Source organism: Janthinobacterium sp. PC23-8 (assembly GCF_002250505.1).
Lineage (GTDB): Bacteria > Pseudomonadota > Gammaproteobacteria > Burkholderiales > Burkholderiaceae_D > Janthinobacterium.
In genome coordinates this window covers 198,329-212,281 of the sequence record NZ_NJGY01000001.1, presented here as the reverse complement: position 1 = coordinate 212,281, position 13,953 = coordinate 198,329, and the positions used below count along the sequence as shown (strand labels likewise).

Annotated in this window: 12 protein-coding genes and 2 tRNA genes; 12 read left to right on the top strand and 2 right to left on the bottom strand. The window is 62.7% G+C overall.

The features are described from left to right. Nucleotides 1-65 precede the first annotated feature (65 nt). Together greA and CD932_RS00925 are read left to right on the top strand one after the other, a co-directional pair. Nucleotides 66-542, top strand: a complete 477-nt coding sequence (gene greA, locus CD932_RS00930; protein WP_094441003.1) for a transcription elongation factor GreA — start codon at nucleotides 66-68, stop codon at nucleotides 540-542. Beyond that, nucleotides 542-985, top strand: coding sequence for a DUF4149 domain-containing protein (locus tag CD932_RS00925; RefSeq protein ID WP_176460836.1), 444 nt, complete (start codon nucleotides 542-544; stop codon nucleotides 983-985). The genes greA and CD932_RS00925 overlap by 1 nt, the downstream gene beginning before the upstream one ends. 84 nt (nucleotides 986-1,069) lie before the next feature. Here the strand turns inward: CD932_RS00925 and CD932_RS00920 are convergent, their stop codons facing one another. Beyond that, nucleotides 1,070-1,540 carry a YhbY family RNA-binding protein gene (locus CD932_RS00920; RefSeq protein WP_065307652.1) on the bottom strand — a complete coding sequence of 157 codons (471 nt, stop codon included), beginning with the start codon at nucleotides 1,538-1,540 and terminating at the stop codon, nucleotides 1,070-1,072. A gap of 42 nt (nucleotides 1,541-1,582) precedes the next feature. Here CD932_RS00920 and CD932_RS00915 point away from each other — a divergent pair, with 42 nt between their 5' ends. The 6 genes from CD932_RS00915 to CD932_RS00890 all read left to right on the top strand — a co-directional run bounded on the left by CD932_RS00915 (nucleotide 1,583) and on the right by CD932_RS00890 (nucleotide 7,019). Beyond that, the gene (locus CD932_RS00915) at nucleotides 1,583-2,266 is read left to right on the top strand and encodes an RlmE family RNA methyltransferase (RefSeq protein ID WP_094441001.1); all 684 of its coding nucleotides are present in this window, start codon (nucleotides 1,583-1,585) and stop codon (nucleotides 2,264-2,266) included. Nucleotides 2,267-2,467: 201 nt separating this feature from the next. Continuing rightward, nucleotides 2,468-4,348, top strand: coding sequence for an ATP-dependent zinc metalloprotease FtsH (gene ftsH / locus CD932_RS00910; RefSeq protein WP_094441000.1), 1,881 nt, complete (start codon nucleotides 2,468-2,470; stop codon nucleotides 4,346-4,348). A 109-nt stretch (nucleotides 4,349-4,457) separates the two neighbouring features. After that, a complete protein-coding gene (folP, locus tag CD932_RS00905; RefSeq protein WP_094440999.1) occupies nucleotides 4,458-5,303 on the top strand; it encodes a dihydropteroate synthase in 846 nt (281 codons plus the stop codon). Between the two features lie 38 nt (nucleotides 5,304-5,341). Next, the gene (gene glmM / locus CD932_RS00900) at nucleotides 5,342-6,679 is read left to right on the top strand and encodes a phosphoglucosamine mutase (RefSeq protein ID WP_094440998.1); all 1,338 of its coding nucleotides are present in this window, start codon (nucleotides 5,342-5,344) and stop codon (nucleotides 6,677-6,679) included. A gap of 92 nt (nucleotides 6,680-6,771) precedes the next feature. Beyond that, nucleotides 6,772-6,848: transfer RNA gene (locus CD932_RS00895), tRNA-Pro, on the top strand. Between the two features lie 96 nt (nucleotides 6,849-6,944). Continuing rightward, nucleotides 6,945-7,019: transfer RNA gene (locus CD932_RS00890), tRNA-Arg, on the top strand. Nucleotides 7,020-7,056: 37 nt separating this feature from the next. On the opposite strand, the gene CD932_RS00885 is transcribed toward CD932_RS00890, so the two are convergent. Beyond that, nucleotides 7,057-7,620, bottom strand: coding sequence for a GbsR/MarR family transcriptional regulator (locus CD932_RS00885; protein WP_094440997.1), 564 nt, complete (start codon nucleotides 7,618-7,620; stop codon nucleotides 7,057-7,059). A 155-nt stretch (nucleotides 7,621-7,775) separates the two neighbouring features. On the opposite strand from CD932_RS00885, the gene cydD reads away from it, so the two are divergent. The 4 genes from cydD (at nucleotide 7,776) to cydB (ending at nucleotide 13,930) form a co-directional block, all read left to right on the top strand. Further along, the gene (gene cydD / locus CD932_RS00880) at nucleotides 7,776-9,452 is read left to right on the top strand and encodes a thiol reductant ABC exporter subunit CydD (protein WP_094440996.1); all 1,677 of its coding nucleotides are present in this window, start codon (nucleotides 7,776-7,778) and stop codon (nucleotides 9,450-9,452) included. Further along, nucleotides 9,449-11,128 (top strand): amino acid ABC transporter ATP-binding/permease protein, encoded by a 1,680-nt coding sequence (locus CD932_RS00875; protein ID WP_094440995.1) that lies wholly within the window; start codon nucleotides 9,449-9,451, stop codon nucleotides 11,126-11,128. Before cydD ends, CD932_RS00875 begins: the two co-directional genes overlap by 4 nt. A gap of 64 nt (nucleotides 11,129-11,192) precedes the next feature. Then, a complete protein-coding gene (locus CD932_RS00870) occupies nucleotides 11,193-12,764 on the top strand; it encodes a cytochrome ubiquinol oxidase subunit I (protein ID WP_094440994.1) in 1,572 nt (523 codons plus the stop codon). Nucleotides 12,765-12,775: 11 nt separating this feature from the next. After that, the gene (cydB, locus tag CD932_RS00865) at nucleotides 12,776-13,930 is read left to right on the top strand and encodes a cytochrome d ubiquinol oxidase subunit II (protein ID WP_094440993.1); all 1,155 of its coding nucleotides are present in this window, start codon (nucleotides 12,776-12,778) and stop codon (nucleotides 13,928-13,930) included. The last annotated feature ends 23 nt before the right edge of the window (nucleotides 13,931-13,953 follow it).

Here is a 13,953-nt window from a genome sequence, read left to right as displayed (position 1 = left end):
GGCCTCTGTGGTTTTCACTTGGTGCATGCATTTACCACCGATAACTAGCAGATAGTAGAGATAACATGACCTCAGTCCCATTGACCAAATTCGGCGCAGAACTCTTGAAAGAAGAGCTGCATCATTTGAAGACCAAGGAACGCCGTATCGTCATCGATGCGATCGCCGAAGCGCGCTCGCACGGTGACCTGTCGGAAAACGCCGAGTACGATGCCGCCAAGGAGCGCCAGGCGTTTGTCGAAGGCCGCATCGCCGAACTCGAAGGCAAGCTGGGCGCAGCGCAAATCATCGACCCGACCACGCTGGACGCGGAAGGCCGCGTGGTGTTTGCCGCGACCGTGAACCTGGAAGACCTGGATTCGGGCCAGAAAGTGACGTACCAGATCGTCGGCCTCGATGAAGCCGACCTGAAACTGAACAAGGTATCGGTGACTTCGCCGATCGCCCGCGCGCTGATCGGCAAGTATGCCGGCGACGTGGTCGAAGTGCAGGCGCCGTCCGGCCCGCGCGAATACGAAATCCTGGAAGTGCTGTACATCTGATGCCGGCCCGCCTGCGCATCCTGGTCGCCACCCTGTGGGCCGGCAGCCTGTGGACCATCGGCTTTGTGGTCGCACCCACCCTGTTCGCTACCCTGAGCGACCGTGTGCTGGCAGGTAATATCGCCGGCAGTCTGTTCCGTGTCGAAGCCTGGCTGTCCATCGCCTGCGCTTTGGTGTTGCTGGCCTTGCTGCAATGGGCGCCAGGCACACTCGATTTGAGGCGCCGCCGCCTGCTCGCCGCGCTGGTGCTGTCCATGCTGGTGTGCGCGCTGGTCAGCCATTTCGGCATCACGCCCTTGATGAGCGAGATCAAGGCGCAGGCGCCGTCGGGCATCATGGACGACGCCATGCGCAGCCGTTTCGGCATGCTGCATGGGATGTCGAGCCTGGTGTTTGCGGTGCAGAGCTTGTTGGCGGGTCTCTTGATCTGGAAACAACAATAATTTTTCAAGCCCAGAAGCAAAAAAAGCCGGGGTCGAACCCTCAGGGTTCGACCCCAGCCTTTGGTGCTGGGGGTGAAAAGAGCCTTATTTGCTACCCAGTGCGCTTTTCTTGGCGCTCTTCTGGCGCGGCTTGGCACGCTTGATGGAGCCGCCTTCGGTGACGCGCTCATTGCCCTTGATCATGACTTTCGTCACGCTGGGGCGCTTGGTGCCGCTGGCGCTGGCTTTGACGATGGTCACTTCGCGCATGCCCTTGCCGGAACTGACCTTCTCCTTCACCACTTCTTTTTTCGGACGGTAGATTACCAGCAGTTTGCCTATGTGTTGTACGGGGGCGGCGCCGAGATTGCCGCAAATCGTTTCGTACATTCCGACGCGCGCTTCGCGGTCGTCGCCGAACACGCGTACTTTGATCAGGCCGTGTGAATCGAGGCCCAGGTCGATCTCTTTGAGGACAGCAGGTGTCAAGCCCGCTTCGCCGATAATGACGATAGGCTTCAGCGCGTGTGCTTCGGCGCGCAGTGCGCTGCGCTCAACGGGTGTAAGTTTTAGCATAATAATTTTTAGTAATTCCCTTAAAAGCAGTATTCTACGCGAATGGCAAAGAAGAAATTAAACAAAAACTGGTTGCACGACCACATTAATGACCCATATGTGAAGTTGGCGCAAAAAGAGGGCTACCGTGCCCGGGCCGCATACAAGCTCAAGGAAATCGATGAAGACGAGAAGCTGATCAAGCCTGGTCAGGTGATTGTCGACCTCGGTTGCACTCCTGGCAGCTGGGCGCAATACATGCGCCGCAAGCTGGCCGGCAAGGATGGCGGCGGCGTCAATGGGACGCTGATCGGCCTGGACATGCTGGAAATGGAACCGATCGCCGACTTCCATTTCATCCAGGGCGACTTCCGCGAAGCGCGCGTGCTGCGCCAGCTGGAAGTGGTGTTGCAGGGGCGCAAAGTGGATCTGGTGCTGTCGGACATGGCGCCCAATCTGTCGGGCATCGCCACGGCCGACGCCGCGCGCATGGAGCATCTGATCGACCTGGCCATCGAATTTTCGCAACTGCATTTGAAACCTTCCGGCGTCTTGCTGGTCAAGTGCTTCAAGGACATGGGTTTCAGCCAGATCGTGGAAAAATTCCGCGATGAGTTCAAGGTCGTGGTGCAGAAGAAACCGAAGGCCAGCCGCGACAAGTCGTCGGAAATCTTCCTGATGGGACGGGGTCTCAAGAATCCCCTGAAAATTGCCGTTGAAGAAGACGATTCCGCCCTTGATATTTAAGGTGGAATCCGCACATGGGAACGAGAAGTGCGGCAGTGATGCTGGCCTATCGGCCTAAATTGTTTATACTGCATTTCTTGACGTGAGCGCGGTTTTTTGGGCGCGCACGGATAGTCGGGCTTTGGCACGGCCCGCTTATTGCGAGTAAAATCGTGTTTCTAGCTATAGCAAAAAGATGCGCACTGCATCCAAGGAGTCTTCGTGAATAACATGTTTTCCAAATCTGCCATCTGGGTCGTCGTACTGCTGCTGCTGTTCATGCTGTTCAAGCAGTTTGATAGCCATGGCGCCACGGGCGGCAGCAAGGCCATCGCTTATTCCGATTTGCTGGATGAGGTCAAAGCCAAGCGCGTCAAGGATGTCGTGATCGAAGGTTCGTCGATCACCGCCAAGCTGTCGGACGATACCAAGGTGCGCACCACTGCCACCACCCTCGACAAGGGTCTGATCGGCGACCTGCGCGACAATGGCGTGCATTTCGATGTGCGTCCGCCCGAGGAAGCGTCATTCCTGCAACAAATTTTCGTCTCTTGGTTCCCGATGCTGTTGTTGATCGGCGTCTGGGTGTTCTTCATGCGTCAGATGCAGGGTGGCGGCAAGGGCGGGGCATTCTCGTTCGGCAAGTCGAAAGCCCGCATGATGGATGAAGCGAGCAATACCGTGACCTTCGCCGACGTCGCCGGTTGCGACGAAGCGAAAGAAGAAGTCAACGAAGTGGTCGACTTCCTCAAGGACCCGAGCAAGTTCCAGAAACTGGGCGGTCGCATTCCGCGCGGCGTGCTGATGGTCGGCCCTCCGGGCACCGGTAAAACCCTGCTGGCGCGCGCGATTGCCGGCGAGGCCAAGGTGCCGTTCTTCTCGATCTCGGGTTCCGACTTCGTGGAAATGTTTGTCGGCGTCGGCGCAAGCCGTGTGCGCGACATGTTTGAAAACGCGAAGAAACATTCGCCGTGCATTATCTTCATCGACGAGATCGACGCGGTCGGTCGTCACCGTGGCGCCGGCACCGGCGGCGGCAACGACGAGCGCGAACAGACCTTGAACCAGTTGCTGGTCGAGATGGACGGTTTTGAAGCGAACTCCGGAGTGATCGTCGTGGCCGCCACCAACCGGGCCGACGTGCTCGACAAGGCGCTGCTGCGTCCTGGCCGTTTCGACCGCCAGGTGTCGGTGGGCTTGCCGGACATCCGCGGCCGTGAACAGATCCTCAACGTGCACATGCGCAAAGTGCCTATCAGCACCGACGTCAAGGCCGATATCCTGGCCCGCGGCACGCCTGGTTTTTCGGGCGCCGACCTGGCCAACCTGGTCAACGAAGCGGCCCTGTTCGCCGCGCGCCGCAGCAAGCGCCTGGTGGAAATGGCCGACTTCGAAGACGCCAAAGACAAGATCTACATGGGTCCTGAGCGCAAGTCGATGATCATCCGCGAGGAAGAGCGCCGCAACACTGCGTATCACGAATCTGGTCACGCGGTGGTGGCGAAGCTGCTGCCGAAGGCCGACCCGGTCCATAAAGTGACGATCATGCCGCGCGGCTGGGCCCTGGGCCTGACCTGGCAGTTGCCGGAACACGACAATCTGTCGGCCTACAAGGACAAGATGCTGGAAGAAATTTCCATCCTGTTCGGTGGCCGTATCGCCGAAGAAATTTTCGTCGGCCAGATGTCGACCGGCGCCTCGAACGACTTCTCGCGCGCCACCAAACTGGCCCGCTCGATGGTCACCCGCTTCGGCATGTCCGACAGCATGGGCGTGATGGTCTACGAAGACAGCGAAAACGAAGGCTTCTTCGGTGGCGCCACCAAGACGATCTCGGAAGCGACCCAGCAAAAGGTCGATGCCGAAATCCGCAGCATCCTCGACACGCAATATGCACTGTCGCGCAAGCTGCTGGAAGGCAACCGTGACAAGGTCGAAATGATGACCAAGGCGCTGCTGGAATGGGAAACCATCGATGCCGAGCAGATCAACGACATTATGGCCGGCCTTGAGCCGCGTCCGCCGAAAGTCATTCCGCCACGCCGTAATGCGGGCGACAGTGGTGCCGGCGGTATCTCGCCAAACGTGACGGCGCCAGCTTGATCGTAGCCGCCTTTGCTCGTCAGGCGGCACTCACAAAAAATGGGTAAGGAGCAATCCTTGCCCTTTTTCATTGAGGCTTCCACCTTTCTTCTCGACCTGATCGATTTACATGCGACACTATTTACAATTTGGCCGCTTCGGCTTCCAGTTGCAGGCGCAGGAACAGGGCCAGCGGGCGCTGGTGATGGGCATCCTTAACATCACGCCCGATTCGTTTTCCGACGCCGGCAAGTTCCAGCACCTGGAGTTTGCGCTGTCGCGCGCCGAGCAGATGATTGCAGACGGTGCCGACATCATCGATATCGGCGGCGAATCGAGCCGCCCGGGCGCGCCGCCGCTGCCTTTGGCCGATGAACTGGGGCGCGTGATGCCGGTGCTGTACGCGCTGCGCGACTGCGGCAAGCCGCTCTCGGTCGACACCTACAAGCCCGAAGTAATGCGCGAGGCCCTCCTGGCCGGCGCCGACATGATCAACGATATCAACGGTTTTCGCGCGCCGGGCGCCATCGAGGCCGTCAGGGGCAGCGACTGTGCGCTGTGCATCATGCACATGCAAAGCGTGCCGCAGACCATGCAGGACCGGCCGCAATACGAAGACGTGGTGCGCGAAGTGACCGACTTTTTGCGCGAGCGGGTCGATACCCTGGTGGCGGCAGGCATAGCCCGCGAACGCCTGTGCGTCGATCCCGGTTATGGCTTCGGCAAGACGGTCGAGCAGAATTACGCCTTGCTGCGGGCAACAAGGCAGTTGCGCAACGAATTGGGCCTGCCGGTGCTGGCTGGCCTGTCGCGCAAATCCATGATAGGCGCCGTCACCGGCCGCCCCGTTGAACAACGGCTGGCGGGCAGTATTGCCGGGGCGCTTGCCGCAGTCGCGCACGGCGCGCAAATCGTGCGTGTACATGATGTTCTGGACACCGTCGATGCGCTCAAAGTGTGGCGCATGGCGCATTGATCTTGTAAAATTTACTATAAACAACAAAAGAGAAGAATATGACACGCAAGTATTTTGGTACCGATGGCATCCGCGGCCTGGTAGGCAAGGCTCCGATCACGCCTGATTTCGTCATGCGCCTCGGTTACGCGGCAGGCAAGGTATTGGTCAAGGCGCAAAACAGCAATGTACATCCTACCGTGCTGATCGGCAAGGACACGCGCATTTCCGGCTATATGCTGGAGGCGGCGCTGGAGGCGGGCCTAGCGGCCGCTGGTGTGGACGTGATGCTGGCCGGACCCGTGCCGACGCCGGCTATCGCGTATCTCACGCGCGCGCTGCGCCTGACGGCCGGCGTGGTGATTTCCGCTTCACACAATCCTTACCATGACAATGGCATCAAGTTCTTTTCCGGCCAGGGCACCAAGCTGCCCGACAGCCTGGAACAGGAAATCGAAGCGGCGCTTGATGAGCCGATGGATTGCGTGACATCTGAAAAACTGGGCCGCGCCACGCGCCTGGACGACGCTTCGGGCCGCTACATCGAATTTTGCAAGAGCACCTTTCCGAACGAACTCGACCTGCATGGACTGAAGATCGTCGTCGATTGCGCGCATGGCGCCGCCTACCAGGTCGCGCCCCATGTGCTGCATGAACTGGGTGCGGAAGTGATCGCCATCGGCAACAAGCCGGACGGCTTCAATATCAACGCCGGCTTCGGCGCCACCGCCACCAAGGCGATGGCCGCCGCCGTGCTCGAGCATGGCGCAGACCTCGGTATCGCGCTCGACGGCGATGCCGACCGCCTGATCATGTGCGACGCCAATGGCCGCCTGTACAACGGCGACGAGCTGTTGTACGTGATGGTCAAGGACCGCCTGGCCACCGGCCCGGTGGCTGGCGCCGTCGGCACCCTGATGACCAATATGGCGCTGGAAGTGCTGTTCAAGCAGCAAGGCATCGGCTTTGCGCGCGCCAAGGTGGGCGACCGCTACGTGCTGGAAGTGATGAAGGAAAAAGGCTGGATCCTGGGCGGCGAAGGTTCCGGCCATCTGCTGTGCCTGGACAAGCACACCACCGGCGACGGCATCGTGTCGGCGCTGCAAGTGCTGTCGGCGCTCAGGCGCAGCGGCCAGAGCCTGCAGCAGTGCCTCGCCGAACTGGTGCTGTTCCCGCAGACCCTGATCAATGTGCGCGTGGCGCCCGGTTTCGACTGGAAACAGAATGCGGCCATGGTGGCGGAGACGGCCAAGGTGGAAGCCGAGCTGGGCGACACGGGCAGGGTGCTGATACGCGCCTCCGGCACGGAACCGCTGGTGCGCGTGATGGTCGAAGCGAAAGATCCCGTCAAAGCTGAAAGCATGGCCAGGCGCATTGCTGACAAACTTGCTGCTTGATTTGACGCAGTCGGGGCCTGGCGATAGTTATTTCCATTTAATTTGCCTCTGGCAATTGACGAAATTGTTCCCAGGCCTTATTATCTTGTCTTCGGAGTGTGGCGCAGCCCGGTAGCGCACCTGGTTTGGGACCAGGGGGTCCAAGGTTCGAATCCTTGTACTCCGACCAAAGTCATAAGCGGGCTGTCAGAAATGACAGCCCGTTTTCAATTCCGGGCAGCGATCGTTTGCGCTGCCACGGCATCAGTTAAAATACGGCACCTTTCCGCCCATCGTTCAACGGATAGGACAACGGTCTTCTAAACCGTGAATGGGGGTTCGATTCCCTCTGGGCGGACCAGCGATCGCTGGCCCTTGATGCGCTCCTGCATCGCGCTTTACTCTTCTTCCTGCTCTTTTTTGTTGCCCGTGCCAAACAGGCGATCCTTGGCATTCAACAGCTTTTGCACCTTGGCGCCCATCTTCATCAGCTGCGCCATCGATTCGGGCGACAGCCGCTGCAAGTCGTCGAACCAGGTATTGGCCAGGTCGACCAGTTCATACATTTCGCGCATGCGCTCCTGCGCATACTTGTCGCCCGGCTCGATGGCCGGCTCCAGCAGCGACTCGCGCAGCACCGTCAGCGTGGGCGCCACTTCGCGTCGGCGCCGTTCGGCCGCCACCACGCGGAAAATCTGCCAGACGTCGCCCAAGGACGAGAAATACTCGCGCCGGTCGCCCGGAATGCGCGTCAGCCGTATCAAGCCCCAGCCCTGCAATTCTTTCAGGCCTATACTCACGTTCGAGCGTGAAAAGCTCAGGTGCTCGGCGATTTCATCGGCGTGCAGCGGCTGCTCGGATACGAACAGCAGGGCATAGACCTGGCCTACCGTGCGGTTAAAGCCCCAGCGGCTGCCCATCTCGCCGAAATGACTGACGAAGGTCAGGATCAGCGGCGTCATGTCGATATGGTGAGTTTTCATAATTATCTGGAAGTTTTGCACTCTATTGATAGTGGGTCAATTGATATTTGTCACGTTTCGCAGTATTATACAAAAAATCGAATTTACATAAATTACTGAAAACTCAAGAAATACAAGTAACCGAGAATTTTTTTATGGCCCCCCCGCTTCCTGCCTTGCCGCGTTTTGTCCTGCCCCGTCTTGCCAGCCTGGTCCAGGGTGGCGCCGCGTTGTTGTGGCTGCCCCAGGCGGCCCTGCTGGCCTGGACGATCTCCAGCATGACGGCGGGCGCCGGCTGGCGCGCGGCCGTGCCGCCGGCCGCCGGCATCGTAGTGCTGGGCCTGCTGCGCGCTGCCGGCGAAGCGTGGGGCGCGCGCACCCTGTACGGGGCCGCGCGCGGCCATCTGTCGACCCTGCGCGCGCAAGTGGCGCTGGCCCTGGCGCAGCGTTCACCGCTGGACCGCCAGCGGGCGCAGTCGGGCCAGGCCGCCAGCGTGATCGCCGAGCAGGCCGAAGCCATCGTGCCCTACCTGGTGCGCTACCAGAGCGCGCGCTGGAAAGTGCTGCTGGTGCCACTGGTGATCCTGGCCGTGATTTTTCCGCTGTCGTGGATCGCCGCCCTGGTCCTGCTGCTCGCCGCGCCCCTGATTCCCGTCTTTATGGCGCTAGTCGGCATGGGCGCGCAAGCGGCCAGCCGCGCGCAGATGGTGGAGATGGGCGGCATGAACGCCTTTTTGCTCGACCGCCTGCGCGGCCTGGCCACCTTGCGCGCGCTCTACGCCGTCGAGGCCACCGCCGAACGCCTGGACGCCAGCGCGCAATCGTTGCGCCGGCGCACCATGGCCGTGCTGCGCATCGCCTTTCTGTCGTCGGCCGTGCTGGAACTGTTTTCCGCGCTGGGCGTGGCGATGGTGGCGGCGTATATCGGTTTTTCGCTGTTGGGCACTTTCAATTTCGGCAGCTGGGGCGGCAAGCTCAGCTTGAATGAGGGGCTATTTATCCTGCTGCTGGCGCCGGCTTTTTTCGAGCCGCTGCGCGAACTGGCCGCCGTCTGGCACGACAAGGCGGCCGGCGAGGCGGGCCTGGCCGCATTGGCCGACCTGGCCGACGGCGGCGTCGCCATGCCCGGCGGTGGCGCGACGACTGCTGTCGTGTCCAGCATCGTCCACGCCGCGCCACCGGCGCTGCACTTGCAGGGCCTCGGGTTCGCCCATCCTGGCGAGGCGCCGCTGTTTGACGGTTTTGATTTGCAGGTGTGTCCCGGCGAACAGGTGGCCCTGCTGGGCGCCAGCGGCGCTGGCAAGTCCACCTTGTTGTCGCTGATCGCCGGCCTGCTGCCGGCCACCAGCGGCGCCATCCATATTGGCGGCGTGGCGCTGGACGACGCCACGGTTGGCGGCCTGCGCCAGCGCATGGCCTGGATGGGCCAGCGGCCGCACGTGTTTGCCGCCTCCGTCAGCCGGAACATCAGCCTGGGCCGGGAAGGCGCGGACCCTGGCGCCGTCAGCGCTGCGCTGCACCTGGCCGAACTGGCGACGGTTGCGCAGGCGCAGCCCGGCGTGATGCTAGGGGACGGCGCGCAGGGGCTGTCGGGCGGCGAAGCCGTGCGCCTGGCGCTGGCGCGCGTGGCGCTCCACCCGCATGCCGATCTGCTGCTGGTCGACGAGCCGACCGCCCACCTCGACAGCGAAACGGCGGCGCGCGTGACCGATGCGTTGCTGCTGCTGGCCACAGGCAAGACCCTGATCGTCGCCACCCATGACCCGGTACTGGCGGCGCGCTTGTCGCGCCGCGTGCTGCTGGGTGCACAAACGCAGGAGCTGCAGGCATGAAAACCGCATTCACCACCAATCCCCTGTTGCGCCAGTTGCTGCTGGACCAGCCACGCAAGATGCTGCTGGGCGCCGCGTTGTCGGCCCTGACGGTGGTGGCCGGCATGGCGCTGCTGGGCCTGTCCGGCTGGTTCATTACCGCCACCTCGATCGCCGGCCTGGCCACCAGCACCGCGCTGGCGTTCGATGTGTTCGCGCCGTCGGCCGGCATACGCCTCTTGGCCATCGGCCGCACCGGCACCCGCTACGCCGAGCGCCTGGTCACGCACGACGCCACCTTTGCCGCGCTGGCTGCCATCCGCGTGCGCCTGTTTCGCCGCTGGTCGCTGCCCGCCGCCGGCCACCGCCTGCTGCGCCAGCCGAGCAAAATGCTGTTTCGCCTGACGGCCGATATCGACGCGCTCGAAGCGCTGTATCTGCGTCTGCTGGTGCCGGTCTCCACCGCCGTCTGCGCGGCGCTGCTGGCCGGCCTGGCGCTGGCTTTTCTCGACCTTGCTTTGGGCGTGGTGTTTGGCGCCTGGCTGTTGCTTGGCGGCGCCGTCATCGCAGGCGACGTTCTGCGCCGGGCGCGCCGCCACGCCGTCCATCGCTCGCGGGCGATGGAACAGCTGCGCTCTGGCGCGATTGACCTGGTGGCCGGCCAGACCGACCTGGTGATGGCCGGGCGCCTGGCCGCCCAATGCCAGGTGCTGGCGCAGATCGACCGCTCGCTGGCGGCCACCGATATTGCCCTGCAACGCCTCGACGCCAACGCCGGCGCCGCCTTCGGCGTGCTGGGCAGCATGGCCCTGGCCGGCGTGCTGCTGGCCGCTGCCGCGCTGGTCGAGGGCCAGCGGATCGGCGTGCCGGCCGCGGCGCTGGCGGTGCTGGTGGCCTTGACCGCCATGGAACCGTTTGTGGCCTTGCGCCGTGGCGCGCTGGAAGCGGGGCGCATGCTGCTGGCGCTGCGTCGTTTGAACCCGCGCGTGGCAGAACCGGTGCCGTCGCGCGTGGCGCCGGCGACAGACGGTTTGCGCTTCGAGCAGGTCAGCGCGGCGCATGCCGGCAGCCAGGTGGCCATCGTGCACGGCGTCAGCCTGGCGGTGGCGCCCGGTGAAAAAGTCGCGCTGATCGGCCCCAGCGGCGCCGGCAAGTCGACCTTGCTGGCCCTGGCCGCGCGTGAACTGGCACCGTTGTCCGGCAGCGTCAGCGCGCCGCGCGCGTGTTTATTTACTCAACGGACCGAATTGTTCCAGGACAGCCTGCGCGACAACCTGCGCCTGGCCGACCCCAGCGCCAGCGATGCGCACCTGTGGCACGCCTTGCAGGCGGCGGGCCTGGCGCAAGAGGTGCGCGCGCTCACCCTCGGCCTCGATACGCCGCTCGGCGAGGGGGGGATGGGCTTGTCGGGCGGCCAGTCGCGCCGCCTGGCGCTGGCGCGGCTGTTCCTGCACGATTCGCCCCTGTGGCTGCTCGACGAAGCCACCGAGGCGCTCAACGCCGATACCGCCATCGATGTGCTGCGGCGGCTCGCCGAGGGGAGCCGCGGGCGCAGCCTGCTGATCGCCACGCATCTGCGGCGCGAAGCGCAACTGGCGGACCGGCTGGTGACGCTACGGCACGGGCGCATCGTGGCCGAAGCGCGGCGCGGCACGCCGGCGTTCGAGGTGGCGCTGGCCGGCCTGCGTGCCGATTGAATACCATTTGTTGCAGTACAGCTGGTTTAACGAAGTAGAAACTTAGGGAACAAACAGGAGCATCATGGACCTCGATATTGTTGCATTATCAAGACTGCAGTTTGCGCTGACCGCGCTCTACCACTTTCTTTTCGTTCCGCTGACCATCGGTTTGTCAGTGATCCTCGCCATCATGGAAACCGTGTACGTGATGACGGGCCGCACCATCTGGCGCGACATGACCAAATTCTGGGGCGTGCTGTTCGGCATTAACTTCGCCATGGGCGTGGCCACCGGCATCGTCATGGAGTTCCAGTTTGGCATGAACTGGAGCTATTACAGCCACTATGTGGGCGATATTTTCGGTGCGCCGCTGGCGATCGAGGGCTTGATGGCCTTCTTCCTGGAAGCGACCTTTGTCGGCATCTTCTTCTTTGGCTGGGATAAATTGTCCGCGCGCGGCCATTTGGCCACCACCTGGCTGGTTGCCATCGGTTCGAATTTTTCGGCCCTGTGGATACTGGTCGCCAACGGCTGGATGCAGAACCCGGTGGGCGCCGCCTTCAATCCGCAAACCATGCGCATGGAAGTGACCGACTTTGGCGCCGTGCTGACCAATCCGGTGGCGCAGGCCAAGTTCGTGCACACGGTGTCGGCCGGCTATACGGTGGCCGCCATCTTCGTGCTGGGCGTATCGGCCTGGTATCTGCTCAAGGGCCGTCATGTGCAGCTGGCCAAGCGTTCGATGACAGTGGCCGCTTCCTTCGGCCTGGCGGCGTCGCTGTCGGTGGCGGTGCTCGGCGATGAAAGCGGCTACCTGGCCTCCGAACACCAGAAGATGAAACTGGCGGCCATCGAAGCGATGTGGGAAACCGAACCGGCGCCGGCGGCCTTTACGGCCATCGGCTTTCCCGACCAGGCCGCGCGCGAGACGCACTATGCGCTGCATATCCCGATGGTGATGGGCCTGATCGGCACGCGTTCCCTGAACACCGAGATTCCCGGCATCGCCCAGCTGGTCGAACGCGGCCAGTTGCTGATACGCGACGGCATCAAGGCCTATGACGCGCTGCAAACCATCCGCGCCGTGCCGCCGGGCGGCGTGGTGCCCGAAGAAGCGACGGCCCTGTTCGAATCGAAAGGCCAGTCGCTCGGCTACGCCTTGCTGCTGAAACGCTATGTCGACGATCCGCGCCTGGCCACGCCAGAACAGATCGCCAAAGCCGCGCTGGACACGGTGCCGCCCGTGATGCCGCTGTTCTGGTCCTTCCGCGTGATGGTGGGCCTGGGCATGTTCTTCATCCTGCTGACCGGGACCTTTTTTGTCCTGTCCGTGCGCCGCACCCTGGACGCCCACCGCTGGCTGCTGAAAGTGGCCGTGTTCGCCATTCCCTTGCCCTGGGTGGCCGCTGAAGCGGGCTGGATCGTGGCCGAGGTGGGCCGCCAGCCGTGGGTCATCGAAGGCGTGCTGCCGACCGCCGTGGCGGTGTCGAACCTGGGCGTGACGACGTTATTGATCACCATCGCCGGCTTTGCCGCCATCTATACCGTGCTGCTGGTGATCGAGATGAAGCTGATGCTCAACACCATCCGCAAGGGACCGCACGCGCCTGCGCCTGCCTTGTCGCCCGTGCCAACCGCCGTACAACCTGCCTGAGGAGTCGCATCGTGATCTTGCATGAATTGTTATCGTATGAAACCCTGCGCCTGATCTGGTGGCTCTTGATCGGCGTGCTGCTGATCGGCTTTGCCGTCACCGACGGCTTTGACCTGGGCACCGGCATCTTGCTGCCGTTTGCCGGCAAGACCGACCTGGAGCGCCGCGTCATCATCAACAGCATCGGCCCCGTGTGGGAAGGCAACCAGGTGTGGCTGATTTTAGGCGGCGGCGCCATCTTTGCCGCCTGGCCGCAGTTGTACGCCGTCTCGTTCTCGGGCTTTTACCTGGCCATGTTCGTGATCCTGGTGGCGCTGATCCTGCGTCCGGTCGCCTTCAAGTTCCGCAGCAAGCACGAAGACCCGGCCTGGCGCGCGCGCTGGGATATCGCCCTGTTTATCGGCGGCTTCGTGCCAGCCCTGATCTTCGGCGTAGCAATGGGCAATGTGCTGCAGGGCGTGCCTTTCCGTTTTTCCGACGACATGCATATCTTTTACGAAGGCAGCTTCTTTGGCCTGTTGAACCCGTTTGCCTTGCTGGCCGGCCTGGTGTCGGTAGCGATGCTGGTGATGCACGGCGCCACCTGGCTGCAAGTGAAAACCGAGGGCGCCGTCGCCGAGCGCGCGCGCACCTTGGGCAGCGTGGCGGCGATCGCTACCGTTGTCCTGTATGCCGGCGCCGGCGTGGCCTTGTGGGCCATGGTGGACGGCTACCGCATAACCAGCGCGATCAGCGTGGCCGGTCCGTCGAACCCCATGTTCAAGACGGCCGAAGTGGCCGCCGGCGCCTGGTTCCTCAACTACGCGGCCCATCCGTGGACCTGGACCGCGCCGGTGCTGGGCCTGCTGTCGCCGTTGCTGGCCCTGGTGTTTCTGCGCCTGCGCCGCGCCGTGCCGGCCCTGCTGGCCAGCGCGCTGGGCATTGCCGCCATCATCCTCAGCGTGGGCGCCTCCATGTTTCCCTTTATTCTGCCGTCGTCGCTCGATCCGCGCGCCAGCCTGACGGTCTGGGATTCCTCCTCGAGCCACATGACGTTGTTCATCATGCTGGTGGTCACTGCGATCTTTATTCCTCTGATCGTGGTCTACACGAGCTGGGTTTATAAAGTGTTGTGGGGCAAGGTCGACGGCCAGGCCATCGCGGACGGCAACGGCCACGCCTATTAATTCAACTTTTCAAAGGAAATCAT